The organism is Nocardia sp. Marseille-Q1738 (genome assembly GCF_965283145.1).
In genome coordinates this window covers 143,973-169,776 of the sequence record NZ_CBDIMS010000004.1, presented here as the reverse complement: position 1 = coordinate 169,776, position 25,804 = coordinate 143,973, and the positions used below count along the sequence as shown (strand labels likewise).

The 25,804-nt window shown below is 67.8% G+C and carries 19 protein-coding genes; 14 read left to right on the top strand and 5 right to left on the bottom strand.

Features of this window, described 5'->3' with window-relative positions:
- The first annotated feature begins 199 nt into the window (after nt 1-199).
- The gene (locus ACWPXK_RS17495) at nt 200-622 is read left to right on the top strand and encodes a DUF6223 family protein (RefSeq protein ID WP_454197196.1); all 423 of its coding nucleotides are present in this window, start codon (nt 200-202) and stop codon (nt 620-622) included.
- A 165-nt stretch (nt 623-787) separates the two neighbouring features.
- On the opposite strand, the gene ACWPXK_RS17490 is transcribed toward ACWPXK_RS17495, so the two are convergent.
- A complete protein-coding gene (locus ACWPXK_RS17490) occupies nt 788-2,119 on the bottom strand; it encodes a cytochrome P450 (protein ID WP_454197195.1) in 1,332 nt (443 codons plus the stop codon).
- 256 nt (nt 2,120-2,375) lie between these two features.
- On the opposite strand from ACWPXK_RS17490, the gene ACWPXK_RS17485 reads away from it, so the two are divergent.
- The 4 genes from ACWPXK_RS17485 to ACWPXK_RS17470 are packed head-to-tail and all read left to right on the top strand — an operon-like array spanning nt 2,376 to nt 15,859.
- Nucleotides 2,376-4,571 carry an AMP-binding protein gene (locus ACWPXK_RS17485; protein ID WP_454197194.1) on the top strand — a complete coding sequence of 732 codons (2,196 nt, stop codon included), beginning with the start codon at nt 2,376-2,378 and terminating at the stop codon, nt 4,569-4,571.
- Nucleotides 4,501-12,489, top strand: a complete 7,989-nt coding sequence (locus ACWPXK_RS17480; RefSeq protein ID WP_454197193.1) for an HAD-IIIC family phosphatase — start codon at nt 4,501-4,503, stop codon at nt 12,487-12,489. Before ACWPXK_RS17485 ends, ACWPXK_RS17480 begins: the two co-directional genes overlap by 71 nt.
- A complete protein-coding gene (locus ACWPXK_RS17475; protein WP_454197192.1) occupies nt 12,486-14,786 on the top strand; it encodes a thioester reductase domain-containing protein in 2,301 nt (766 codons plus the stop codon). The genes ACWPXK_RS17480 and ACWPXK_RS17475 overlap by 4 nt, the downstream gene beginning before the upstream one ends.
- Nucleotides 14,783-15,859 carry an alpha/beta hydrolase gene (locus ACWPXK_RS17470; protein ID WP_454197191.1) on the top strand — a complete coding sequence of 359 codons (1,077 nt, stop codon included), beginning with the start codon at nt 14,783-14,785 and terminating at the stop codon, nt 15,857-15,859. The genes ACWPXK_RS17475 and ACWPXK_RS17470 overlap by 4 nt, the downstream gene beginning before the upstream one ends.
- Here ACWPXK_RS17470 and ACWPXK_RS17465 read toward each other — a convergent pair.
- On the bottom strand, nt 15,842-16,843 hold the full coding sequence (locus tag ACWPXK_RS17465; RefSeq protein ID WP_454197190.1) for a Gfo/Idh/MocA family protein: 1,002 nt from the start codon (nt 16,841-16,843) through the stop codon (nt 15,842-15,844). The two genes, ACWPXK_RS17470 and ACWPXK_RS17465, sit on opposite strands and share 18 nt — an antisense overlap.
- Before the next feature lie 102 nt (nt 16,844-16,945).
- Here ACWPXK_RS17465 and ACWPXK_RS17460 point away from each other — a divergent pair, with 102 nt between their 5' ends.
- The 7 genes from ACWPXK_RS17460 to ACWPXK_RS17430 all read left to right on the top strand — a co-directional run bounded on the left by ACWPXK_RS17460 (nt 16,946) and on the right by ACWPXK_RS17430 (nt 22,181).
- On the top strand, nt 16,946-18,235 hold the full coding sequence (locus tag ACWPXK_RS17460) for a glycosyltransferase (protein WP_454197189.1): 1,290 nt from the start codon (nt 16,946-16,948) through the stop codon (nt 18,233-18,235).
- 3 nt (nt 18,236-18,238) lie between these two features.
- A complete protein-coding gene (locus tag ACWPXK_RS17455) occupies nt 18,239-19,462 on the top strand; it encodes a glycosyltransferase (RefSeq protein WP_454197188.1) in 1,224 nt (407 codons plus the stop codon).
- A gap of 314 nt (nt 19,463-19,776) precedes the next feature.
- Nucleotides 19,777-20,142 carry a hypothetical protein gene (locus ACWPXK_RS17450; protein WP_454197187.1) on the top strand — a complete coding sequence of 122 codons (366 nt, stop codon included), beginning with the start codon at nt 19,777-19,779 and terminating at the stop codon, nt 20,140-20,142.
- Nucleotides 20,139-20,861: a F0F1 ATP synthase subunit A gene (gene atpB / locus ACWPXK_RS17445; protein ID WP_454197186.1), complete on the top strand. Its 723-nt coding sequence runs from the start codon at nt 20,139-20,141 to the stop codon at nt 20,859-20,861. Before ACWPXK_RS17450 ends, atpB begins: the two co-directional genes overlap by 4 nt.
- A gap of 66 nt (nt 20,862-20,927) precedes the next feature.
- Nucleotides 20,928-21,188: an ATP synthase F0 subunit C gene (atpE, locus tag ACWPXK_RS17440; protein ID WP_364336772.1), complete on the top strand. Its 261-nt coding sequence runs from the start codon at nt 20,928-20,930 to the stop codon at nt 21,186-21,188.
- 4 nt (nt 21,189-21,192) lie between these two features.
- Nucleotides 21,193-21,648 carry a F0F1 ATP synthase subunit B family protein gene (locus ACWPXK_RS17435; RefSeq protein ID WP_454197185.1) on the top strand — a complete coding sequence of 152 codons (456 nt, stop codon included), beginning with the start codon at nt 21,193-21,195 and terminating at the stop codon, nt 21,646-21,648.
- Nucleotides 21,645-22,181 carry a F0F1 ATP synthase subunit B family protein gene (locus ACWPXK_RS17430; RefSeq protein WP_454197184.1) on the top strand — a complete coding sequence of 179 codons (537 nt, stop codon included), beginning with the start codon at nt 21,645-21,647 and terminating at the stop codon, nt 22,179-22,181. Before ACWPXK_RS17435 ends, ACWPXK_RS17430 begins: the two co-directional genes overlap by 4 nt.
- A gap of 42 nt (nt 22,182-22,223) precedes the next feature.
- Here ACWPXK_RS17430 and ACWPXK_RS17425 read toward each other — a convergent pair whose 3' ends face one another.
- Nucleotides 22,224-22,469, bottom strand: a complete 246-nt coding sequence (locus ACWPXK_RS17425; protein WP_454197183.1) for a hypothetical protein — start codon at nt 22,467-22,469, stop codon at nt 22,224-22,226.
- Nucleotides 22,470-22,475: 6 nt separating this feature from the next.
- Nucleotides 22,476-22,727 (bottom strand): DUF7161 family protein, encoded by a 252-nt coding sequence (locus ACWPXK_RS17420; RefSeq protein WP_454197182.1) that lies wholly within the window; start codon nt 22,725-22,727, stop codon nt 22,476-22,478.
- 83 nt (nt 22,728-22,810) lie between these two features.
- Between ACWPXK_RS17420 and ACWPXK_RS17415 the strand changes: the two genes are divergently transcribed.
- Nucleotides 22,811-24,313: an amidase gene (locus ACWPXK_RS17415; protein WP_454197181.1), complete on the top strand. Its 1,503-nt coding sequence runs from the start codon at nt 22,811-22,813 to the stop codon at nt 24,311-24,313.
- Between the two features lie 357 nt (nt 24,314-24,670).
- Nucleotides 24,671-25,279 carry an SLATT domain-containing protein gene (locus ACWPXK_RS17410; protein ID WP_454197180.1) on the top strand — a complete coding sequence of 203 codons (609 nt, stop codon included), beginning with the start codon at nt 24,671-24,673 and terminating at the stop codon, nt 25,277-25,279.
- 228 nt (nt 25,280-25,507) lie between these two features.
- On the opposite strand, the gene ACWPXK_RS17405 is transcribed toward ACWPXK_RS17410, so the two are convergent.
- Nucleotides 25,508-25,684, bottom strand: coding sequence for a hypothetical protein (locus ACWPXK_RS17405; RefSeq protein ID WP_454197179.1), 177 nt, complete (start codon nt 25,682-25,684; stop codon nt 25,508-25,510).
- Between the last annotated feature and the right edge of the window lie 120 nt (nt 25,685-25,804).

Below are 25,804 nucleotides of genomic sequence, written 5' to 3'. Positions count from 1 at the left end.
TGTTCGCGCGGGCAACTCCTGCGCACGGATGATCATCCGACTACCGCACGCGCGGTACCTTCCCGGCTCCTGCGGCGTCCACGGCAGCCGACTACCACATCAGCAGCAGCGCGAATTGCCTGCGGCGGCAGGACGACCGCCGGTAGGTCCAGCGGACATGATCAAGCGAGTTCCAGTCGCACGACGAAGGAGTACCCCAATGTCCGTCCGTCACCTGCTTGCCGCCGCGGGAGCCGCCCTGCTCGGAAGTTTCGCCCTTGCCGCACCGGCAGCCGCGCACGTCTCGGACCAGTCGGCCGCCGTCGACGCCTACACCGCGACCACCGGGCGAGTCCTGGGCGCGGTGGCCGCACTGGTGGCACTGGCCGGTGTGGTCATCGGTGGTCTGGCTCTGACCCGCTTCGCCGGTCGTATCGGCAGCGGCAACAGGAACTGGGGGGCTATTGTGGCCGTGGTTTCGGGGCTGACCGGCATGGTCGTCGGCGGGCTGGTCGTGGTAGCCGCCGACGGCGGTCCCGGTACCGGCAACGGAATCGTCGGTGGCTTCGCGGCCCTGGTGATCGGGCTGATCGCCACGGTCCTCGGCTGGCTGGCTTCGGCCCGCTCCCGCCGCGCGAGCTGAATCGCGCGCTTTCGTGCGCTGATCGGGAATGTAGCCGAGCGGGCCGACAACCAGGACATCGATATCCCGTGGCGGCCAGGGATTTTCGGTGGACGGAGCAGACTGCCGCGAAAGAAAAGACTGTTTCTTCTCCAGTCGCGCCTTTACCGACCTCTCGTGGATATCTCAGCGCGGACGGAGTGTGATCCGCGCGTTGTGAGCAGGGCTGAGGCCGGTGTGGTACCGGCGTGGTGGTTCGACGGATCCGGGGGTGGAGTCGATGCGGCGGTGCTGCAGGACAGTTCGGAACAGGACGCGGGCTTCGAGGAGTGCGAAGTTGGCGCCCAGGCAGCGATGCGGGCCGGCGCCGAAGGTCAACCAGGTGTGGCTCTTGGGTCGCTCGTCCCCGAGGAAGCGTTCGGGGCGGAAGACCATCGGATCCGAGTAGTGCCGCGGCGATTCGTGAATGAGCAGGATCGGAACTATGACGATGGTGCCCTTGGGAATGTGGACACCGTTGATCACGGTGTTGCGCAGCGCTCGCCGTCCGGTGAACGGGGACACCGGGCGCAGCCGCATCGTTTCGGCGACCACGGCGTCGAGGTAAGCGTCGAGCCGGGCGCGATCGCCCGCGTCGGCCGCCGCGTCCACTTCGGCCATGGCCTGCGGATGACCGGCCAGCATGGCGGCGATCCAGCCGAGCGTGATCGCGGTGGTCTCGTAGGCGCCCAGCAGGATGCCGCGCATGTTGCGGGCCAGCGCGGCGTCGTCGTGCTGATCCAGTTCGGTGCCGACATACCGGGACAGCACGTCTTTCCGGTCGTTCCCGTTCCCGGGCGTGGCCCGGCGTGCGGCGATCTCCTCGATGATGATGGCGTCGACCTCGGACTGGCGGCGACTCAGCGGCGGATAGGGCGGCGTGTAGCCGCCGACGAGCGGGGTGAGCAAGGTGACGGCGAGAAACCCGCGACTTTCGATCTCCCCGAACCACCGGCTCACCGCCTGCTTCAGCCGGTCGGAGCGGGACGGAGCCACGTCACCGAAGACGACGCCGAGCAGCACACCGATGGCCAGGTCGTAGCCGACCTTCAGGAACTCGAACGGTTCACCGACCGGCCAGGTGGGAAGTTCGCGCTGGACCACCTCCACCATGAGGTCTTCGTAGGACCGGAGTGCCTTGTGCTGGAACGGCGGAGCGAACAGCCGGCGTTCGCGGCGGTGCTCGTCACCGTCGAGGAAGATCAACGTCTGCTTGCCGAACATCACGTCGTGGCTGGAGAGCCGGCTCAGCACCTGCCCGATCGAGAAGTCGTCGTGGTTGGCGAACAGTTCTCGCACATCGTCCATGTCGTGGGTGACCAGCATGGTCGGAAATCCCGGCGGCGAGACGACGAACCGATCCCCGAACTCCAGCAAGGGGGAACGGTGGGTGCCGGGGCGCATCAGTCCACCGATCTGCGCGATGTGACGGGTGCGTAGTCGGGGAAGTTCGCGCAGCGATACCGGGGTGTGTGACACGCAGCCATCCTCACCGCTTGCTCGACGACTCGCAAATGTGGAATCCCCACGGTGGCAATAGTCTTCGAGCGGCGGCTGCCCCAATTTTTTGGGGCACACGGCGCCGGGGGGGTTGATATCGCCGGTCCCGGGGAGCGGCGTAACGGCGGTTATATTGTTGGCGCTGTCAGTCACAACGCGCCGCCTGCCGTTCCTCCGTTTGCCAGGGAACCAGGACCGGCTGAATCTCCAGTTTCACCGGTAGAGGAAGTAGTTCGTGCACCACACTTTCGTCGAGACACTCTTCACCCAGGTCCAGAATCGGCCAACCGAGTTGGTGTACCGGTTCCTGGACAGTGGTGACGTCGACGGTGTCGTCCGCGAAATGCGGTATGCCGACCTGGGTGTCCGTGCGCGGGCGATCGGCGCCGTACTCCAGGATTCGATGCCGCAGCGGGCGCTGTTGCTGTATCCGGCCGGTCCGGAGTTCATCGAAGCGTTCTTCGGGTGCCTGGCGGCCGGAGTGGTCGCCGTTCCCGCGCCGCTGCCGGAATGGGACAACCGGTCGCTGCACCGGCTGCGGCGGATGGTGGCGCATGCGGATGTCGATGTGGTGTTGGCCCCGCGCCGTATCGTCGCGGATTCGGCTGCGCTGCATGCGCAGATTCCCGAGCTGGCCGGCTTGCCGTGGCTGGCCACCGACGAGATAGCCGACGACCGAGCAGCGCAGTGGCGGGAGCCGGATATCGGGGCCGACTCGGTCGCGTTCATCCAGTACACCTCCGGCTCGACCAGCGCGCCGCGGGGTGTGCTGCTCACCCATGGGAATCTGCTGCACAACCAGCATGCGATCGCCGCGGGGCTCGGCCACGACCGCGCGCTGATCGAGTCATGGGACGGTGCGCTGTTCGCCAGCTGGCTGCCGATGTACCACGACATGGGACTCATCGCGCCGATACTGCAGACGGTGCATCTCGGTGGGAATTCGGTGCTGATGTCGCCGCTGCATTTCCTGCAGCGCCCCGAGCGGTGGCTGCAGGCGATCTCGACATACCGCGCCCACACCAGCGGCGGCCCCAACTTCGCCTACGAACTGTGCCTGCGCCGTATTTCGCCGGAGCGGATCGATCAGCTCGACCTGAGCCGGTGGCGGGTGGCGTTCAATGGCTCCGAGCCCGTGCGCGCCGCGACGATGCGGCGGTTCACCGAGACCTTCGCTCGGGCCGGCTTCCGCGCCGAATCGCTCCAGCCGGTCTATGGTCTGGCCGAAGCCACCTTGATCGTGACCGCGTCGTCCACCGCCCAGATGCCGACACTGTTCGAGGTCGCCGGACGATCCGGTGCCGGAAACCGAGCGCACAGTGCGGAACTCGTCGGTGCCGGGCAGCCGCCCGAGGGAATCTCGATAGCCGTCGTCGACCCCGAGCACGGTACCGAGCGTGCCGACGGGGACGAAGGCGAGATCTGGGTCGCCGGGAACAGCGTGGCCGCAGGGTATTTTCGTGATGCGCAGGCCACCGCCGAGGTGTTCGGGGCGACGCTGCCCGGCGACGATCGGCGCTACCTCCGTACCGGGGATCTCGGATTCCTTGCCGGTGGCGAGCTGTTCGTCACCGGAAGACGCAAGGATCTGATGATCGTCGACGGCCGCAATCATTATCCGCAGGACATCGAGCTGACCGTCGAGGCGGCGCACGATAGTGTCCGAGCCGGCTGCGTCGCGGCGTTTTCCGTGGATATCGGAGTGGGCGGCGAGCAGCCCGTCGTGGTGGCCGAGGTGCGCAGCGAGGATCCCGGCGAGTTGGCCGAGATCGAGGGCGCCGTGCGTGGGGTGGTGGCGACCGACCACGGGCTCACGCTCGCGGCTGCGCTGCTGATCCGGCCGGGCGCCATCTACAAGACCAGCAGTGGGAAGATCCAGCGTTCGGCGTGCCGGACGGCGTATCTGTCCGGCGAGCTACTCGCGCTGTCGGCGGGTCCGGTGCGGTCGCCGGAGGACGAGCTGGACGACTACGAAGCGGAGACCGAGGACGCGAAGTCCGCGGATCGGTCCGCCGCGGTGCCGTCCGCGGAGGCGGTCCGATCCTGGCTGGTGACGGAGATCGCGCGGCAGGCGGCGCTCGATCCGGAACGCATCGATGTGCATCGGCCTTTGGTCGAATTCGGTTTGGGCTCGGCCGATCTGGTGGAGCTGGTGGTCGAGTTGTCGGATTTCGTCGGCCGCTTCCTCGACACCAATCTGTTCTTCGACAATCCCACGATCGACGGGGTGGCCACGGCACTGGCCCCCGGGGGGGCGTCCGGCGGACGCCGCGCCGAGCGAGTCGCGTGCGGCCGGGTTCGAGGCGGTTCAGGCGACCGCTGGCGACGACGCGGACGACGACGCGATCGCGATCCTGTCGATGTCCTGCCGATTCCCCGGCGGCGCGGATTCACCCGAGGCGCTGTGGCGGCTGCTGGACAGCAACGGTGACGCGCTAACCGAGGTGCCCGCGGGCCGTTGGGACATCGACGGGTTGTACGACCCCGATACCTCCGCGCCAGGCAAGGCGTACACCTTCCGCGGCGGGTACGTCGATGGTATCGATCGCTTCGATGCCGCCTTCTTCGGCATCGGCCCGCGCGAGGCCGCGGTGATGGATCCGCAGCAGCGCATGATGTTGCAACTCAGCTGGGAGGCGATCGAGCGGTCGGGGCGCGATCCACGCACCCTGCATGGCAGTGCGACCGGCGTCTATCTCGGCGTGTACAGCACCGGCTATCTGGCCGACCCAGCGCCGGAACAGCTGAACGGTCAGGTCGGAACGGGACTATCGCCGAGTGTCGCCTCCGGTCGGATCGCGTACACGCTGGGGCTGCACGGTCCGGCGGTCACCCTGGACACGGCCTGCTCCTCGTCGATCGTCGCGATGCATCTGGCGATGCAGGCGCTGCGCGCGGGGGAGTGCGACCTCGCCTTGGCGGGCGGCGCCACATTGCTGATGTCACCGACCGCCCATATCGAATTGTGCCGGTTGGGTGTGCTGTCGCCGACAGGCCGGTGTGCGCCGTTCTCCGCCGACGCCGACGGGACGGTGTGGGCCGAGGGCGCCGGTCTACTGCTGTTGAAGCGTCTGGGCGATGCACGCCGAAGCGGGGACCGGGTACTTGCCGTCATTCGTGGTTCCGCCGTCAACCAGGACGGCCCCAGCCAGGGGTTGAGCGCCCCTAACGGCGCGGCCCAGGAGCAGGTACTGCGCTCGGCATTGGGTGCCGCGGGCCTGGCTCCGCACGATATCGACTATGTCGAGGCGCACGGCACGGGTACGGCGCTCGGGGATCCGATCGAGGCGCGCGCACTGGCGCGGGTGTTCGGGCCGGGTCGTGACCAGGACCGGCGGCTCGGTATCGGGTCGTTGAAATCCAATGTGGGGCATACCCAGGCCGCGGCGGGCGTGGCCGGCGTCATCAAACTGGTGCTCGCACTGCAACACGAACGAATCCCCGCCACCCTGAATGCGGGTGTGCCGTCACCGCAGGTCGACTGGGAGCGAAGCGGTGTGACAGTGCAGGCCGACCCCATGCCGTGGCGAAGGGGCGATCGGCCGCGTCGCGCCGGTGTGAGTGCTTTCGGGCTCAGCGGCACGAACGCACACCTGATCCTCGAGGAGGCTCCGCCCGAGCCCGCTGCCGCGCCGGGCGCGAAGGTCGACGACCGGAGCGTGGCGCTGTTACCGATCTCGGCCCGCAGCGAGGCGTCGCTGCACGGTCAGGCCGAACGGCTGCTCGGCCTGGTGGTCGCCGATCCGCGACTGGAACCGGGTCCGGTCTCGCGCGCACTGGCTTTGCAGCGCACCCAGTTCGAGCGGCGAGCGGTCGTGGTGGCGGGCGATCGGGACGAGATGGTCCGGACGCTACGCGATCTGGTGGACGGCCGATCGTCGCCGAATGCCGTCGTCGGCGCCGGTCCGGTGCTCACCAACGCCAAAACCGCATTCGTCTTCCCCGGCCAGGGAACGCAGTGGGTCGGCATGGCGCGCGATATGCTCGCCCGCTCCGAGGCGTTCCGCGCCGAATTCGAGAAGTGCGACAAGGCTTTCAGCGCACACCTCGACTGGTCGCTGAGCGACAGGTTGACCACCATGACCGCCGCGGACCTCGGTGATTTCCCCGTCGTGCAGCCGCTGCTGTTCGCGACCATGGCCGCACTCGCGGCCGCCTGGCGGGCGGCGGGCGTCGTCCCGGACGCGGTGATCGGCCACAGTCAGGGCGAGATCGCCGCCGCCTACTGCGCCGGTGTCATCGAATTGAGCGATGCCGCACGAATCGTCATGACGCGCAGCCGCCTGATGCAGGGCATCACCGCTCCGGGCGCGATGGCGATGATCGGCCTGCCCGAGGCAGAGGTGAGCCCGCGGCTGACGGAGTTCGACGGCCGGGTCTCGATCGCGGCGGTCAATGTGCGTCGCTCGACGATCGTGGCGGGCGAGCAGGCCGCGGTGGAAGAACTGCTGGCGGAGATGGACCGCGCGGGAATCTACACGCGGCTCGGCGCCGCCGGTCCCGGCTTCGCCGGACACTGCCGGTTGATCGAATCCATCCGCGATCCGTTGACGGCCGAGCTGGCCGGGATGATCGCGGGTTCGCCTGCGACGCCGTGGTATTCGACGGTGTCGGGCGAGCTGATGACGAACGAACCGATCGAGCCCGATTATTGGTATCGGAACGCGCGCGAGACCGTGCGGTTCGCGCCCACGATCGAGCGCATGATCACCGACGGGTTCCGGTATTTCGTCGAACTCGGCGTCCACCCGTCGCTGACCGCGGCCGTCCGGACGGTGGCGGAGGAACTCACGCGCGAGGTGGTGGCCGTGGGTTCGCTGGTACGGGACCAGGACGGACCTGCCTGCCTGGCCAGGTCGCAGGCCGAACTGTATGTCGCGGGCCACGAACTCGACTGGACCCGGCTGGTTCCCGAATCCGGGTGGGTGGACCTGCCCACCTATGCCTTCGACGAGCGGCGGTTCTGGACCGACTCGGCCAACCGCAACACCGCTTCGCTCGGGGTTCAGGACGTCGCCCATCCCATTCTGGGCGCGGGTGTGCCGCAGCCGGATTCGGGTGGCGTCACACTGACCGGGCGGCTCTCGCGTCACCAGCAGCCGTGGGTGGCCGATCACGCGGGCCCGAACGCGGTGCTGCTGCCCGGCGCGGCGTTGGTCGAACTGGCCGTACGTGCCGGTGACGAGGTGGACAGCCCGGTGCTACGAGAGCTGGTGTTGCGGACCCCGATGCTCGTCCCCGAGCGCGGAGCTTTGCAGATCCAGGTGGTGGTCGGTGGCGCCGACGCCGACACCCGCCGCACGGTGCGCATCTACGCCCGCGACGAACACGATCCGGATGCCCAGTGGACGCTCCATGCCGACGGCAGACTGGCAGAACAGTCCGAACCTCTTTCGTCGCACATTGATTCGTCGATTTGGCCGCCCGCGGACGCGGTGCGCGTCGACGTCGACGATCTGTACGCCGCGCTGTCCACGCGCGGACACCACTACGGTCCGCTGTTCAAGGCGATGCGGGCGGCATGGCGACGTGAGGACGAAATCTTCGTCGAGGTAGAACTCGCCGAATCCGCTCACCGCGATGCCGCGAAATTCGGTATCCATCCGGCATTGCTCGATGCCGCGCTGCACGCCACCGCGCTGTTCGCCGCCGACGGCGAGAATGCCCTGCTGCCGTTCGTGTGGACCGATGTCGCGCTGTGGGCCTCCGGGGCCACCGCGCTCCGCGTCCGGCTCACCCGGTCGGGGCCCGATACCGTCGCCATGTCCGCGACCGACCGGACCGGACGCCCGGTGGTGTCGGTGGGTTCGGTGCTGTCGCGTGCGGTCACCGCCGCGCAGTGGAATGCCGCCTCGGTCGCGCCCGCGTACCGTCGCTTGTTCCGGATGGACTGGTCGGAGCTTCCGCTGCCCGCGCCGGACCGGACGCTCACGCTGGCCGAATGGAATTCCGCCGTCCCGATGGACGCAGACGTCATCATCCTGCCGGTGCCCGAAGGCGAGTCGCCGAGCCAGGTGCACGACACGGCCCAGCGGATCCTGGCGGCGCTGCAAACGATCATCGCCGACCGTCGATTCGAGCAGACGACGCTGGTCGTGCGTACCCGCCGCGCGGTGGCGCTCCCCGGTGAGGACGGTCCGGACCCGGCAGGCGCGGTGGTGTGGGGGCTGGTGCGCTCCGCGCAGTCGGAGAATCCCGGGCGGATCGTGCTGGTCGACACAGCCGACCCCGAGGTGGATATCGCCGCGCTCCTCGCCGCGAGGGAACAGCAGTTGGCCGTGCGCGACGGTGTGGCGTTCGTGCCGCGGCTGGCTCGACTGCCGGAGACCGCGGGGCGAGGGTCCGAGGGCCGGGTGGCACTGGGCGAAGGCGCCGTGCTGGTCACCGGGGCGCCGGGTCGGCTCGGGTCGGCACTGGCCCGTCATCTGGCCGACGCGTACGAGGCCCGAGACTTGGTGCTGGTCAGTCGCCGCGGTGTCGATGGCCCAGGCGGCGCCCAGTTGCGGGACGAGTTGGAGAGCCTCGGGGTGCGTGTGCGATTCGCCCGCTGCGATGTCACCGACCGGTCGGCTCTGGCGCAGCTGCTCGACGGTATGCCGCTGGCCGGTGTGGTCCACGCGGCGTGCGTACTCGACGACAGCACACTCGGCTCGCTGACACCCGCTCAGCTCGACGCCGTGCTGCGTCCGAAAGTCGATGCGGCACACCACTTGCACGAGTTGACGGCGGATCGGGAGCTCTCGATCTTCGTGCTGTTCTCCGCGGCGGGGAGCCTGTTCGGCACACCCGGGCAGGCCAACTACGCGGCTGCCAACGCCTATCTCGACGCGCTGACGCTGCGTCGCCGCTCGCTCGGTCTTCCCGCACAGTCGCTGGCTTGGGGCGCATGGGAGGTCGATATGCACGACCACATGGCGCAGGCCGATATCCGGCGCATCGCGCGCGCAGGCATCCGCGCATTTTCGGTGCCGGAGGGGATGGCCTGTTTCGATGCCGCGCTGCGGGTCGGTGATCCGGTGCTGGTGCCGTTGCTGCTCGACACCGACGTGCTACGCCGCGCACCGGCCGTCCCGCCGCTGCTGCGCGGACTCGTGCGCCGTGCGCCGCGCCGAGCCGTGGCCGACCGCGCGACCGTCGACGTGGCGGCGGGATCGCGCTTCGCCGAACAACTGCGGGCCGTACCCCGCGCAGAGGCCACCGCCCTGGCGGTGGCCGCGGTGGCCGAGTGGACCGGGGATGTGCTCGGCCATGCGGGCACCGAGGCGTTCACGGCCGAGCAGTCCTTCCAGAGTCTCGGGCTGGACTCGTTGATGGCGGTCGAACTGCGCAACAAGGTGCGCGAGCACACCGGAATCTCGGTGCCACTCGGCACGATCCTCGCCGGGCAGAGTCTCACCGACCTCGCCGGCCATCTCGTCGATGAGGTGCTGCGGCAGGCCGACACCGACGCGCCGGATGCGGCCACCGAAGTGCCCGAAGTCGAAGTGCTGCCGGTGACCCGGGACATGATGCGTCTGCTGCGGACCGAGCAACTCGGTATTCCCGCCGCCGCGCAGACCGGCGGCGTCGCCGTGCGGCTACCCGCGCCGGTCACCCGGCCGCGGCTGGAGGAGGCGCTGGCGCGGCTGGCCCGTCGGCATGCGGCGCTGCGCACCACGATTCAGCCCAGCCAGGAGCACGGACGACAGCTGGAGATCCGCCGCGAACCCGGCATTCCGGCCGGTTGGCGCGACCTCGACCGACTCGATGACGCCGTGGTACAGCAGCGCTTCCGGGAGCTCATGGCCCTGCCGTTCGACCTGGAGACAGGCCCGCTGTGGCGCTTCGAACTTCTCCATGCCGAAACCGGCGATGCGGTACTGCTTTTCGGCGCGCATCACAGCATGAGCGATGTGCAGTCGATGCTGCTGGTCGCGGGCGAACTCGCCGCGGAGCTGTCCGGCGTGCAGCTCGGTGACGCGGTGACCAACCGTGATATGCATCAACTGCTCGCCGCCCAATCGAGCAAGCGCGACGGAGATACCGCGATCACCCGATGGCGTGACGCCTTCTCCGGATCTCGCCGACTCGAGTTGACCTTGGCGCGGCCGCGCCCGGCCCAGCGCAGCTACGGTGCGGGATCGGTCGCACTGGACATGCCGGCCGGATTGCACGACCGGGTCGCGGACCGGGCCCGCGACCTCGGCATCACCCCCGCCGCGGTGTTCCTCGGCGCGCTGACCGTCCTGCTGGCGTGTCGGCAGCAGGTCGACCGGTTCGCCCTCGCGGTCCCGGTGGATACCCGAATGCACGCCGATGCGACCGATGCCGTCGGGTATTTCGGTGTGCCGGTGCCGTTCCCAGCCGCCGTGGAGGCCGGTGACCTCGTCGCCGACGTGTTGCGCCGCACCGGCGAGCGGCTGCGGAATCTGCTCGCCCCCGGCGCCGGCTTCGCGGATGTGCTCGCCGCGCTCGCCACCGAGGGCCTGTACCGCGACAACGCGCCGTTGATCGAGGTGTACTTCAACTACCTGCGCGCCAACTCCGCGGTCGCACAGGCTGCGGTCGTTCCGGTGAGCACCGGCTATTCCGATCTGGACCTCATGGTGGCGGTGCTGCCGGATACCGGCCAAGTGTGGTTGACCTACAACAGCGACATCATCGACGCCGGGGCCTGCGCCGATTTCGGCACGGAATACCTGAAGACGGTCGCGGCCGCGGTCGCCGACCCCGGTGCGCCCGCCCGGCCCGGAACCGCTGAGCAGCCGGTTTCCGGTCTTCGTGCGGCGCTGGGCGCGACCTTCGCGCTGGGCAGGCTGCCCGAGCTGATGGCGGCGGCGTCCTCGGATTCCACGGTGCTCACCGTCGCGGAGGCGCCGTATCACCATGTGTTGTCCTGCCTGCGTGACCCGTCGGGTGTCTTCGCGCCACCGTCGACGGCACTGGGGATCGTGCTGCTGCGTGCGACGGATCTGGAACGTTTCGGCGCGATCTCCGATGATCTGCTCGCCGAGCTCGCCACCGATTATCCGGCGGCGGTGCGCGGGGTGGCCGAACGCACGCACCGGCCGGTCATCGTCGGCATCCTGCCTTCGGCCCGCCCGGAGGAACGGTTGCTCGCGTGGGAGCGGCTCGTCGCCGAACGCCTACGCGACGTGCCCGGCGTCGCGGTGCTGGAACCGCGGGAGTGGACGCGTCACCACCCGGTGGACAACCTCTTCGACGACCGGACCGAGATCTTGGCGCACCTGCCCTTCACTCCCGAATTCCAGGCGGCGGTTGCGCTCACCCTGGTGGCGATCGCCGGCACCGTGACGGAGCCGGCGCCGAAGGTTATCGCCGTCGACGGTGACGACACATTGTGGAGCGGAACGGCGGGCGAGATCGGTTCCGCCGCAGTGGCTTTCGATGAGCCACGCCGAACACTGGCCCGGCGGCTGTTGCAGTGGCGCGCGGCGGGAACGCTGCTGGTGCTGGTGACCAATAACGACGACGATATCGTCCGCGAAATCCTGGACCGGCCCGACAGCCCGCTGCACCGCGACCATTTCGCCGCCGTCTCGGCGGGCTGGGGCGGCAAGCCCGAGCGGCTGGAGGAGGTCGCTCGCACACTGCGGCTGGGCCTGGACAGCTTCTGCTATCTCGACGACAACCCGGTGGAAGTGGCGCGTATGCGCGCGCTGTTGCCGGAGGTGCTGTCGGTGACGTGTCCTCCCGCCGGTGAACTGGAGTCGTTCCTGGCGCGATTGTGGCCGATGGTTCCGGTCGCCGCCACAGCCGAGGACCGTGCGCGAGCCGACTTCTACCACCAGGAGCAGGAGCGCGACCGTGCTCGCGCCACCGCGGAATTCGCGGAGTTCCTCGAGCAGCTGAACCTCGTGGTCGACCTCGAGCCGCTGACCGACGCCACCATGGAGCGTGCACGACAACTCGTGCGGCGGACCACGCAGTTCACCCTCGCCGAGGTCACCGCGGACGATCTCGACAGGTGGCGCGACGAGGGCGAGGTATGGAGCGCGACGGCGCGCGACCGGTTCGGCGACTACGGCCTGATCTCGGTACTCGCGCTACGGGCGGATGCGGGCAGTCTATGGATCAGCGGCTGGCAACTCAGCTGCCGTGCCCTCGGACGCGGCGTCGAGGAGCGGCTGCTGAGCTGGGTGGCGGATCGGGCCGATGCCCTCGGTTGCTCCACGGTACGGATGTCGGTCGAGCACACCGTCCGCAATGCGCCCGCGCGCCGATTGGCCGCGCGCCTGCTCGGCGGTACCTCCGACGATCGACGGCTTGACGTGTCCGCGACACCGGATCACCTGCGCGAGTTCCGGTCCTGGCAGATGCAGGCGAGTGGAGAGGACGTGCCACGGTGACCGCTCCTGACGAGCCGACGATGGTCCGCAACCCGGCCGTCGACCGTCGCGTGCGCGGCGAAACCCTCGAACGAGGCGCTGTCGGACTGGATGTCGCCGCCCTGCTCGCACGCATCGGCGGCAAGGGCGCGGCCCCGCCGGCCGAAGCCGATGGAAGCGTGCCGCTGGTCGAAAACGGTGGTAGCGCGCCTCCGGCCGACACCGCACAGGGCGCCCCTCGCATGGACGCCGAGGCGTTGGCGGCGGCGGTCACCGCGGTGGCGAATCGGTACACCGATACGACCCTCGACGCCGACACCGACTTCTTCGATGCGGGCGGCACCTCCATCGCCGCGGTGGAATTCGTCGCGGCCCTGGCGCGTGAGCTGGATGTCCACCTGGATCTCGACACGGTGTTCTTCGACGCGCGACCCCGCAGGCTGGCGCACCGCTGGCTGGCCGACCACCCCGATTCCGCACCGCCGCGGCCGGACGCCGAGCCCGAAGCCGATACCGATGACCTCGCCCAGCTCTTCGCCGATCTCGCGGGCGCCGACCGATTACCGGTGGTGGCCGCGCCGGAGCGGGTCGCGCCGCGCCGCATCCTGCTGACCGGGGCGACCGGCTTCCTCGGCAGTCACCTGCTGCTCGATCTATTGCGGCACAGCGAAGCGCACGTGGTGTGCCTGATCCGTGCCGACGACGATGACGCCGCCGCTCAACGGCTGGAGCACGCCCTGCGGCGCTTCGCGCTGCCCTGGAGCCGGGAGGTACTGCGGCGTGTGACGCCGCTTGCGGGAGATCTGCGCCTGCCCCGGCTCGGCCTATCCGAGGAACGGTGGGCCGCCCTGGCCGCGGAGGTGGATGCGATCGTCAACGCCGGGGCCGCAGTCGATTTCCTGCGCGGCTATCCGTCGCTGCGCCGGACCAACGTGCTCGGCCCGCTGACCCTCGCCGAACTGGCCTGCACCGACCGGCCGAAACCGGTGCACCACATCTCCTCGCTGGCGGTGTTCAACGGATCGGATGCCGCCACGCTGGGCGAGGACGATCCGACCGCCAACGTCGCCGCGCTGCCCATCGGCTACGACCGATCGAAATGGGCTGCCGAGGCGGTACTGCGCCGTGCCGGCGAACACGGACTCGTGGTGACCATCCTTCGTCCCGGCGGTATCGGCAGCCATCCGGAGACCGGTGCCCACAATCCGCGTGACCTCAACGCCGGAATCACCGCGGCGCTGACGCGATTTCGCACCGCACCGGGATTCCGGTACCTCAACGCCGCCCCGGTGGATTGGGTCAGCCGGGTAGCCGCGCAGATCGTCGGGACCCCGAGCGCCTGGGGCCACACCTATCACCTCACCGGCGCGCCCACCTCACTCGATCAGGTGGTCGCCGAAACCACGCTGGCCGGTATGGGTATTCGCGTGCAGCACTGGGAGCAGTGGTGCGATGACGTGGTCCGCGCGATCAGAGAAGAACCGGTACCGGAACTGGAATCGCTGGCCCAGGTGCTGCGGAGTCCCGTCGCCCGGCGTCAGCTGGCGGCGATGGTCACCGCGCCGCCCGCATCGGCCGCGCGCACCGAAGCGTTCGTGTCCGCCAACGGCCTGCCCGCGCCCGCGACACCCGGTCCAGCGGCGCGCAGCCGGATGCTCACGGCCCTGGCCGGTGCCGGACCGCAGCCGGGTGACCAGCCCTATCTGCGGTTCGACGAAACACTCACCGGGACGGTCGGTCCGATCGGCGAGACCGCCGACATCCCCTGCGACCTACGGCTGACCCTGTCGGTCGCGAGCAGCGCGCAGATGTTCACCGCTCGAACGATCGAGGTCACCGGTGAGCTCACCTGCGCTGGGTTGGGCGACGAGCCACTCGCCGTCGAGGGCACGGCGACAGTCCGGCCGCACGACGGGATACCGCTGCGTCACGAAGTGCGGCATCCGATCATGCATTACCGGCTGACGCTGCGTGATTCATCCGGCGGCTCCTGGTGGCTGGAGGGATACAAGTTCGCCGCGGCGCGACGACGCATGGTGCGGCAACTCGGAACACAGGAGATCGAGATCGGGCGCACCGGGGAGTCCGCGTCGTACACCGGCGAGGTCGCCGTGCCGATGCACACCTACTTGTCCGACCAGATCGACGGCATCCAGATCGATCCACGACTGCCCGAACGGCAGCAGCGGCTGGCGAAACTGCTGTGGCTCAGCTGGTTCGGCGGCCAGCTCGGCAAAGGTCTGCTGGAACCGGTCCTCCGGGTCGGTGTCGATCTGCTGGATCTGCGCCGAGCGGCGCGTAAGGAGCACCGCCGATGACCGATATGCGATCGACCGTGCCGGAACTCGGTAGCGAGGAGGTGATCTCCTTCCGGACCGCCGACGGCCTCGACCTCGCGTTGCGTCGAACGGGTCCCGCCGACGCGCCTGCGGTGCTGCTGGTGCATGGGCACGGGGTGTCATCGGAGATGTTCGCACTTCCCGAGATTCGCAATATCACCGACGTATTGACCGATGCGGGCTACCAGTCGTGGCTGCTCGACTGGCGTGGCAGTTGCCGCCTGCCCTACAACGAATCCGGCCCGCCCTACACCTTCGACGATGTCGCGCTCTACGACCTACCCGCGGCGGTCGCGCGAATCAGGGAGCACATAGGGGACCGTCCGCTGTTCGTCGTGGCGCACTGCATCGGCGCGCTGGCCCTCTCGCTGAGCATGACGGCCGGACTGCTACCCGGACTGGCAGGCGTGGTCGCCCAGGGCGTCTTCCTGACACCCAAGGTCAGCACGGCGGCGCGCGTGCGGGTGCTGCTCGGCAGCGAACTGCTCGGCTCGCGGATCAGGCACATCGAATCCGACTTCCGCAAGGTCGGGCTCTGGTCCCGGCGCACCTTGCTGTACGCCGCGCTGTCGCGCAAGGGCGACTGCCCGGACCCGACCTGCCGCATGGTCCAGCACGGGTGGGGGATGGGCGCCAGGCTGTTCGAGCACGACCACCTCGACGCGCGCACTCACGACCGGCTGGCCGAATTGTTCGGCGCGATACCGCTGTCGGTGCTACCGCATCTGCGGCAGATGGAATTGGCGCACGCCGTGGTCCGGTGGAACGTCGACGACGAGCGCTACCGTGCGCTCCCGGAGAACGCGCTCGACCAAGCCGATCGAGTCGATTGTCCGGTGCTGCTGCTGTCCGGCAGTCGCAACGAGGCCTGGCTGGATTCCAATAAGCTTTGCTACGAAGTGCTTTCGGTGCGCAATCCCGGTGTCGATGTCCGCTATATCGAGATTCCCTCCTACGGCCACCTCGACACGTTCCTCGGCCGCGGCGCGGCGCTGGACGTGTTCGGGCATATCGTCGATTTCTTCGACGAGACGTCAGCTCGGCTGGCGTAGCGGCAGGCCGGCGGTGAGATAGATGGCATCGATGACGCTCATGGTGTCGACGGCGTCGCTCGGCGCGGTAGCGACCGGCTCGCCGCGCAATACCGCGGCGGCGAAGGCGTCGAGTTGGTAGTCATAGGACGCGCGATGCGCGAACCGCCGTACCCGCCTGCCGCTCTCCGAGCGAACCGTCAGCAGATGTCCCAGGTGCGGCAGCACCGGATTGACCAGCCGCATCCGCCCGCGTTCGCCGATGACGGTGGCGCCGACGCGCAGCACGTCCGCCGACCACATCGAGCACCGGATGTAGCCGGTGTGCCCGGACGGGAAACGCAGTTCGGCGGTCATGGCCCGGTCGATCCGCGGTCCGCGCAGCTTCGCCTGCGCCGCAACCACTTCCGGGTTCTCGCCACCCAGCACGCGGGCCATGTGTACGGCGTAGCAGCCGGCGTCCATCAGCGCGCCGCCGGCGAGGGCGTAGTCGTAGCGGATATCGGAGAACTTCGGCAGCGGAAAGCACAGCGCGGCTTCCACCCGCAGCAGCGTCCCCAATTCGCCGGAGGCGATGATCTGTTCGGCGGCCGACATCAGCGGGTGGTAGCGGTAGTGGAAAGCCTCCATCACTACGCGATCGGAACCGCTCGCAAGGGCGGAGATTTCGGACGCCTCCGCGGCATTGGCGGTGAACGGCTTCTCGCACAACACATGTTTTCCGGCCTCGAGTGCGGCGCGGGTCCAGCGGCCGTGCAGGCCATTCGGCAGCGGGATGTAAACCGCGTCGATATCGGGTGCATCGATCAGCGCCCGATAGCTGTCGAAGACCCGCGCGATGCCGTGCTTGCGGGCGAACCGCTCCGCCCGCGACCGATCCCGGGCCGCCACCGCCGCGACGACGACCTCCGGGTTCCGCTCGGCCGGTTTGATCAGGGATGCCGGCGCGATGCGGGCCGCACCGAGAACCCCGATACGGACCCCGGAGCGCGTGTCTTCGGTCACCAGCAGACATTAACATCGGCACCGCGCCGTGGTTGGTCTGCTCGGCAGCCGGACGAATCCTGAATGACCAACCACAGCAGATTACGAACGGAAGTCGAGAGTATGCGTATCGCGTTGTTGACGGCGGGAACCCGGGGCGATCATCAGCCGTATCTCGCCCTGGCCGACGAGCTCCAATCGCGCGGACACCATGTCGAGATGACCGCCACCGAGAACTACGCCGATGTGGTGCGGCGATCGGGGTTCGAGCCGCATGTCATCCCGTTCAACTCCGCGGAATTGCTGGAATCGCCCGAGGCCAAGCGTGCACTGTCCTCCGGTAAGACGCTGCCGTTCGTGCGGATCATGCTGGATACGGTCAAGATCATGGCGGGCGAGCGTGGCGAGCGGATGCACCAGGTGCTCAGCGGCGCTTGCGAATCCGCCGAGGTGATCGTGTCGTGTGCCTCGACACTGCCCTGGGCGATGGAGCGGGGGGAGAAGACCGGACAGATCGTGGTGGGCTGCTTGCCGTATCCGCTGGAGCGCACCGGGGAGTTCCCGTCGTCGTTCATGGTCAAGCACATGATCTCGTCGCGGCGACTGCGGTTGGCCAGCTACTCGGCATTCGAAGTGGCGTACGGCGTGGCATATCGCCGGGTGGATCGGCGGGTGCGCGAAATGATGGAGTTGCCAGGGAAGCCGCGGAATCCGTTCCGGCGCATGCGCGAAGACGGTATTCCGCTGGTGCACATGGTGAGTCCGGTGCTGTTGCCGAAACCGGGTGACTGGCCGGACCGGTCGACCGTCGTCGGTGCGCCCATTCTGCCCGCGCGCCTGCGCGACGCATGGGGTGAATCGGTGGTCGATCCGGCGCTGACCGAATGGCTCGACGAGGGCGAGCCGCCGATCTACTTCTGCATGACCGGTATGCCGATCCTCGATCCCGCCGGGTGCTGCGACCTCATCGCCGCCGTATGCCGCAGGCTGGGGGCCCGTGCCCTGGTGACCGTGCGAGGTGAGGGCTATCCCCGTGGTATCGGGTACGACCGGAGACTGTTCGTCCTGGATTCGTTCGACTACGACCGCATCCTGCCGCGGTGTCGCGCGGTCGTCCATCACGGTGGCAGCGGCAATACCCACGACGTGCTGCGCGCCGGCCTGCCCGCGGTGGTGATCGGGGTGCACAGCGACCAGTTCTTCTACGGCTGGCGGATATCGTCGCTCGGGATCGGGGCCGACTTCCCGTATCCGTCGTTGACCGAGGACCGGCTGCATGATGCGCTGGTCCGGACGTTGACACCCGAGGCACGCGGACGGGCCGAGGAACTCGGCCGCAGGGTATCCGCTGAGAACGGTGTCCGCGCCACGGCGGACGCGGTGGAACGACTCGCCGTCTCGGCATCGGCCTGAACGGTGTCCGACTCCGTGCACGTCGCGATCTTCACCGACTTCCATCCGGCGACACTGGGTGGGGTCCAAACAGCGATGCGGTCGCTGTGCGCCGGCCTGCGGCGACTCGGCCATCGAGTCACCGTATTCACTGCTCCCGCACCCGGCTCCGTAGCGCCGGACGCCGATACGGTGGTGCTCGGGGCGTTGCCGATCTCGATGTCGAACGGGCTGCCGGTGGTCCTTCCGACCCGGGCCAACCAACGCAAGATCGATACCGCGTTCACCGAGCGTGGCTCGATCGATATCGTGCACGCGCTGACGACCTACGGCTGCGGGATCGCCGGCGCACGCGCCGCCCGCAGGCACGGCATTCCGATCGTCCAGACCATGCAGAGCCGTGATGAAACGGTCATCGAAAAGTATTCACCGGCACCGTATCTGTCCGCCTTGACCATGCGCCTGGTGCACGGCTGGTTCGTACCGATGCGCGGACAACCGGCATATGACGGCGACGGCCGGATCGCTCGGCTGGCGTGGCGTCCGCTGGTGGCGCAGGCCCAGGCGGCCGACCGGGTGATCGTGCCGACCCAGTACTTCGCCCGCCGCTTGGCCGCACGCGGCGTGGACCGGCCGATTCACGTGGTGTCCAATGGAATCGACGACGAGCTGCTCGAGCGGGCCCGCGGCACCGGCAGCGCGTCGACGAATACGGACGCACCGCTGCGTGCTCTGTGGTGCGGTCGCCTGTCCGCGGAGAAGCGTCCACTCGAAGCGATCGACGTGGCGCGCCTCGTCGAGGAATGCACGCTGGACGTCTACGGCAGCGGGCCACTGGCCGATCGGGCCCGCTCGGTGGTCGCAGGCGCGGATCTGGGGCACCGCGTCCACCTGCACGGAGAGGTCGGCCAAGCCGACTGCCTGAGCGCCATGCGCACCCACGACCTCCTGCTGCTCACCTCCGACTGCGACACCCAGGGCATGGTGCTGCTGGAAGCGATGGCGATGGGTCTGCCTGTCGTGTACTGCGACCCCGAACTCTCCGAAACAGTGCCCGGTGACGGTGGCGTCCGCGCCGCCGACCGGTCGGTGGAATCGCTGGCGACCGTGCTGAAGACCCTTGCGCGGGACCGAACCCGGCTGCACGCCATGCGCCGGGCACTGGCATCACACGCCGATGAACCGCGCCAATCGAGGCATACCACCCGGATTCTGTCGGTCTATGCCGAATCGCTCTCCGCACGCTGAAGCCGCCCGCCGGGTGGAAGCCCTCGTGCATCCAGCCGCCGTGCGGTCCGGCCGGACCCATGTCGGCGGCGTGGACGCGCTATCCCACCGCACATGGTGATTCGCCGTGAGCGAGGGGGCACGGATCAGGGTGACACCTTGTTGAGATCCGGACGGTTGGACTGCGGCGCCGTCCGCGCTCGGCCCTGCGGCCGAGCGATATGTCCGATTTGTCCCAATCTCTTGTACTACCGCCCGTAGTAAGTAAGAATGATGTCGTGGCCGTAGGTAGCAGCTCTGCTACATACCGTCACACCATCACTATGGGAGGGCATATGACGGTCAGCGTGGACCGCCGTCCGATCATCGTCTCCGCCGGAGTGGGAATCACGGTTCTCGCGGTGGCCGGGATGCTGGATCGGCTGCTGTTGGGTGTATTCGTTTGTGTCGGAATGGCGCTGGGTTACGTCAACGCGTGGCTCACCCGAGTTGCTGTCGCGTGGATTTCACAGGACACCGGATCCGGCAAGCCGCGTTTGGCGGCGACGAGCGCGTTGCGGTTGTTCGGTATCACGGCGGTTGCGCTGTTCGTCGGCGTCCTGACGCGACCTGATGGGCTCGGCATTCTCTTCGGGCTGGTGGCCTTTCAGATCGTCCTGTTGCTCCAGGTGGCAGCGCCGGTGTTGCGAGGTTCGCGATGACGAAAGTCGAAGTGGGACATCATGAAACGGCGCACCTTCTCGGCATGGACTTCCATGTCGACACCATCCTTGCCACCGTGGTCGCGGCCGTTGTCGTCGTCGGGCTCGCGCTCTACCTGCGCGTCAAGCTGACCTCTGGGATTCCGAACGGGGTGCAGTTGTTCTTCGAGACCGTGACAGTGCAGCTGCGCGGTCAGGTGGAAAGTGCTGTCGGACTCCGGATTGCGCCTTTCGTCCTGCCACTGGCGGTGACGCTGTTCGTCTTCGTTCTGCTGTCGAACTGGTTGTCCGTGCTGCCGGTGCAATACGGCGACGGTGAGCTGATCAAACCACCCGCCGCGGATGTCAACTTCACCTATGCGCTCGCGCTGTTCGTCTTCCTCTGTTATCAGGCCGCGGGTATGGCGCGGCGCGGTCCGATCGGGCATGTGAAGCAGGTGTTGAAGGGGCATACGGGCTGGGGTCCGATGATTGTCGTCAATGTCATCGAGGAACTGGCCAAACCGCTTTCGCTGGCCCTGCGGTTGTTCGGCAATATGTTCGCGGGCGGGGTGATGATCTCGGTGATCGCACTGCTCCCGGCCTGGCTCAGTTGGGGCCCGAACGCCGCATGGAAGCTGTTCGACCTCTTCGTCGGGCTCATCCAGGCCTTCATCTTCGCCCTGCTGACCATCCTCTACTTCGGTCAGGCCACCGCGCTGGAGCACGAAAAGCACTGAGCTGTATCGCCACATACTCATCCGAGCCACCACATTCCTATTCAACGGGGAAAGGAAAGAACAGAAATGGCAGACGTGACCCATGCGACGATCGTCCAGGCGGCGGCCCTGCTCGCGGGCGGGCTGATGATGGTCGGCGGTGCGATCGGCGCCGGCTATGGCAACGGGATGGCGGGTTCGGCGCTGATCAATGGCGTTGCCCGGCAACCGGAGGCCGAGGGCAAGCTGCGCGGCAACTATCTGATGGCGGTCAGTCTGGTCGACGCCGTGTACTTCATCAACCTGACATTCATGGCGCTGTTCGCGTTCGCGGCGCCGGGCAAGTAATGCCATGACCACGAAAACCCTGGCGGAGCAGAACTTTCTGATCCCGAACGGCACCTTCTTCGCCGAACTGTCGATATTCCTGCTCGTGCTCGCGGTCATCTGGCTCTTCGTGGTGCCGCCGGTCCGCGATGTGCTCGCGGAACGCGAGGCTCGCGTCGCCAAGACCGCCGCTGATGGGCAACGGGCGCGGGAGATCCTCGATGCGGCCGAGGCACGGTATCGGTCCTCGGTGGCACAGGCCCGCGGCGCGGCGGCGCGGCTGCGCGAACAGGCCAAGATGGAGGGCCGGGCGATTCTGATCTCGATGCGCGAGCGGGCGCAGGAACAGTCGGACCAGATGTTGGCCGAGGCCACGATCGAGCTACGGGCCCACGCGGACGCGGCGGCGGCGCGCCTGCGCGGACACATCGACCCGCTGGCCCGCGATCTGGCAGATCGAGTGATCGGAGGGAGACATTGAACGAACGTGACGGTATCTACGACATCACCTGGAACTGGCCGGTATTCCTCAGCCAGCTGCTCGGCTTCGCCGTCATTGTTGGTGCGCTCGTCAAATTGGTTGTGCCGCAAGTGAAGGCGATGATGCACCGGTCGCAACACACCATTCGCGAACAGCTGGAGGAGAGCTCGCAGGCCGCGGCCCAATTGGCCGCCGCTGAACGGGTATTCGCCGAAGCGGACGCAAGGGCCCGCATCGAGGTGGCGCACATCCACCGGGAAGCGCGCACCGACGCCGAGCGGATCCTCGCGGAACTGCGCAAGACCGCTGCCGCTGAGGTCGAACGGGTGCGCCGACACGGTATGGACCACCTCCAGCAGGTGCGTCGGCAGTTGCGGGAGGAACTCGGGCACGACCTCACCACCACGGTGCTCGATCGTGCCGAGCGCGTAGTGCGCGAACGCCTCGGCTCACCAGGGGCCAGGTCGGACAGTATCGATCGAGTCCTGGACGAGTTGGCTGGTGTCGCCGAGAAACTCCCCAGCTCGTCGTAACCGCGTGTCCCGCCACGGGATGCACCCAGCGCCCGGATCGGCTCATGATCCGGGCGCTGGCGGCAAATATCTGTCTGCTTCGATCTCGGCCGCAAGAGCGGATCGTTCGGCCTGATGTCGAGCGAGTAGCTCCGCGCTGTAGGCGGTCCACGCGGCCTCTTGGGCTGCGGTCATCTGCGCTCCGTGGACTTCGGATTCGACATCCGGATGTGCGTCGACGAACCGCTGGAACAGCACACCCATCTCCCGGCTGTGCCGACGGTTGAGTTCGATCCGTCGCTGGTCCATCCGTCGCTAGTCCTCACACAGCGCCAACTGGTCGAACACGACCAGGGCTATGTTCGTGGGGTCCTCTGGTGGGTGCACACGCAGTGTGTGATGTGGGTTCGGTTCGTCGTCAAGGATCACAACGGTATCGATCCCGGCCGGTAAGTCCGAGGGCCAACCGATCTCATCGGTGGGCTCCTCGACGAGTATCCGGGCGAGCCTTCCCCGAAGGCCCACCTGGTCGAAGCGCAGCGGCGTGCGGCCTGGATTTTCGCTCATGTGATGATCGCTCGCGATTCTAGTCGTCACCCCGAACGAGTGCGTGACTTCACCAATGTAGGGGTCCGTTCGACTTTCCCGTTGTGCGAAGCGGCATTTTATGTCCTCTGCCGCAGGCCAATAGCGTCGGATTCATGGAGTGGAATTTTCGGTCGGCCGAAGAGCTCGCGGCTGCCTTGCGTGTGGGTGCGGTGACCTCGGTGGAACTGACCGAGGAGGTGATCGCGCGTATCGAGCGCGACGACAAGATGATCAACGCGATCTGTGTGCCGGACTTCGATAATGCGCGGGCCGCCGCGCGCGATGCCGACCAGGCGCGCGCCCGCGGCGAGGACCGGCCGCTGCTCGGTATCCCGGTGACGGTCAAGGAGTCCTACGACATCGCCGGGCTGCCCACCACCTGGGGCATGCCGGCGCAACGGGACTATGTGCCGTCCGAGGACGCGGTTCAGGTGTCGCGGCTGAAGGCCGTCGGCGCGGTGCTGCTCGGTAAGACCAATGTGCCGTTGATGCTGCGAGATATCCAGAGCTTCAACGAGATCTACGGCACCACCAACAATCCGTGGGATCACGGCCGCACGTCGGGTGGGTCGTCCGGCGGTTCGGCGGCGGCCCTGGCGTGCGGATTCGGCGCGCTGTCCATCGGCTCCGACCTCGCCGGTTCGCTGCGCACCCCCGCGCATTTCTGCGGCATCTACGCGCACAAGCCGACACTCGGGCTGGCGCCGACCCGCGGCATGGTCGCGCCGCCCGCGCCTGCCTTGCCGATCGACCTCGACCTCGCTGTTGTCGGCCCGATGGCGCGCACCGCCCGCGACCTCGCGCTGCTGCTCGACGTGATGGCCGGACCGGACCCGCTGACCCACGGCGTCGCCTACGATGTCGCACTGCCGCCCGCGCGCCACGAGCGGCTGTCGGACTTCCGTGTCCTGATCATCGAGGACCATCCGCTCATTCCGACCGGATCGGCGGTGCGGGCGGGCGTGAACCGGGTCGCCGAGGCGCTCGTCGACGAGGGCGCCCGCGTCGAACGGCGCAGTCCGCTGCTGCCCGATCCGACCGAAGCGGCGACGCTCTACATGCTGCTGATGCTGTCGAACGCCGCCGCAGGTATTTCCGTCGACGTGTACGAACAGCTGCAAACCCACGCCGCCGCCCTGAGCGCGGACGACCGGAGTCTCGATGCGGCGCGGCTGCGCGGCATGGTGCTCAGCCACCGCGACTGGGTCGAGGCGAACAACCGTCGCGAACTCCACCGCCACGGCTGGCGGCAGCTCTTCGCCGAGTTCGATGCCGTGGTGTGCCCCATCACGCCCACTCCCGCCTTCCCGCACGACCACAACGGAGGTCTGGAGAACCGGCACATCGACATCGACGGCGTCGAGTACCCGTACTTCGACCAGCTCGTCTGGGCCGGTGTGGCCACCATGCCCGGCCTGCCTGCCACCGCCATCCCAGCGGGCCGATCGCCCGAGGGGCTGCCGGTGGGAGTGCAGCTCATCGGTCCGATGTTCGAGGACCGCACCCCACTGCGGCTGGCCGAACTGCTCGAGCAGAAGATCGGCGGCTTCACGGCACCGAAGTAGGGCGTACTACCGCGCGTCCGTCGAGGACGGGGGCCGATGACGAACAGCAAGCTGGTCGCACAGAGCACTTCGATGACCTCGACCGGTAGACCAGCACGACCGGCGGCGGCAAGGCCGTGACGATCCTGGGGCTGTCGGGACGGTTGGCCAGTCGTCGTCGGCGCTGTCGGGGTCGCGCAGCGGCCGGTGATTCCCGCCCAGATCGGGCAGGTGGAAGGCGTGGGTGATCTTGTCTGAATCCCATTGCGACACTGCATCGCACGTGTCGCAGGCCGACGGGTCGCCGCGGCGCCTGCCCTACCTGCGGAAGAGTCGATCAGATGATCATCGTGGTGTTCGGGGCGCTACAGTACGGCCGTGACAGAGCACCGATCGCCCATCGGCGGGGATCGCTCGCAAGACCTCGGAGTGCCGCCTTCGCTGGAACTCCGCGCCGCCGACTGGTCGAATTCCGATGAGACCCTTGCCCGGCTGTTCCAACGTGTCGAGACGTATGCCATAGAGGCACGCGATCGGTATGCGAGGGACAAACTAGCGAAGCGGCGAACCAGCCTAGCCCTCACCGCGGCAATGATCAGTTTGGGCTTACTCGGAATTCTGGTACCGCTGCTGACGACCGCCGGAGTCGACGCCGTCAACCCGAGTTGGGGTTACGCACTGCTCGCCTGCGCCGCCGGATGCGCGGCATTCGACCGATTCTTCGGCATTTCGGCGGCTTGGTTGCGCGATATCCGAAGCGCGCAGTCGATCAACGCCATGTTGTGTGACTTCCAACTCGAGTGGGCTTCTGTCTCGAGGGCATCCGCCAATTCCAATGGGGAGATAGACCGGCGAATGGGACTGCTCAGAGATTTCTCCCACCGAGTCAACGAGGTGATCGCACGTGAGACGGACACCTGGACGGCGCAATTTCACTTCTCGACGGAAGCTCGGGTAAGCAGATTCGATCGGAGACAAAGCGTGTAGCCGCGGTCAGGACAACCGACGGATACCACTTCGTGGTGGATACGTGGAAGCTGTTCTGCCAGAACGATTGCCGGGACTGCGCCCCGAGAAAACAGCACAAGGTCGTGGGCGCATCCGCCAGCAAGAACACCGCGACATACCGCCTGCGGGCAGCCCAATCGGTCTGCTGACCCGTCGTCCAACGAGGCACAGGCATACGGACACGCGCACATCGGCAGAAGCGTACGTTCACCAGCCGCGCGCCCAGCGGCTTGAACGGATGTTGCTCTGCGTGAGGCGATACCGAACGAGGACTTTGCTGGTGTCGGTGTCGTGCACACGTTCGGCGAACTCGGTCCAGCGCTCGTGCGGCTTCGCGAGGAGATTGTCCGTCCACAGCGGATGATGAAGGGGAGAGGAGAGCACCTACTCCTTTCCACTCTCAACATATAGCGCACCGGGGGGCTTGCGGCAAGACCCGGGTCGTGCCGCAAAATCGCTGGCCGAAGCCAGAACAGGGACGGGTGTGCGCGCCGCGGGACGAGG

What these genes read in the sequence shown, in the direction of transcription:
- ACWPXK_RS17435 (WP_454197185.1), top strand. Translation starts at nt 21,193, where the DNA reads ATGACCACGAAAACCCTGGCGGAGCAGAACTTTCTGATCCCGAACGGC.
- atpB (WP_454197186.1), top strand. Translation starts at nt 20,139, where the DNA reads ATGACGAAAGTCGAAGTGGGACATCATGAAACGGCGCACCTTCTCGGC.
- ACWPXK_RS17425 (WP_454197183.1), bottom strand. Translation starts at nt 22,469, where the DNA reads ATGGACCAGCGACGGATCGAACTCAACCGTCGGCACAGCCGGGAGATG.
- ACWPXK_RS17495 (WP_454197196.1), top strand. Translation starts at nt 200, where the DNA reads ATGTCCGTCCGTCACCTGCTTGCCGCCGCGGGAGCCGCCCTGCTCGGA.
- ACWPXK_RS17460 (WP_454197189.1), top strand. Translation starts at nt 16,946, where the DNA reads ATGCGTATCGCGTTGTTGACGGCGGGAACCCGGGGCGATCATCAGCCG.
- ACWPXK_RS17470 (WP_454197191.1), top strand. Translation starts at nt 14,783, where the DNA reads ATGACCGATATGCGATCGACCGTGCCGGAACTCGGTAGCGAGGAGGTG.
- ACWPXK_RS17420 (WP_454197182.1), bottom strand. Translation starts at nt 22,727, where the DNA reads ATGAGCGAAAATCCAGGCCGCACGCCGCTGCGCTTCGACCAGGTGGGC.
- atpE (WP_364336772.1), top strand. Translation starts at nt 20,928, where the DNA reads ATGGCAGACGTGACCCATGCGACGATCGTCCAGGCGGCGGCCCTGCTC.
- ACWPXK_RS17480 (WP_454197193.1), top strand. Translation starts at nt 4,501, where the DNA reads ATGTCCTGCCGATTCCCCGGCGGCGCGGATTCACCCGAGGCGCTGTGG.
- ACWPXK_RS17450 (WP_454197187.1), top strand. Translation starts at nt 19,777, where the DNA reads ATGACGGTCAGCGTGGACCGCCGTCCGATCATCGTCTCCGCCGGAGTG.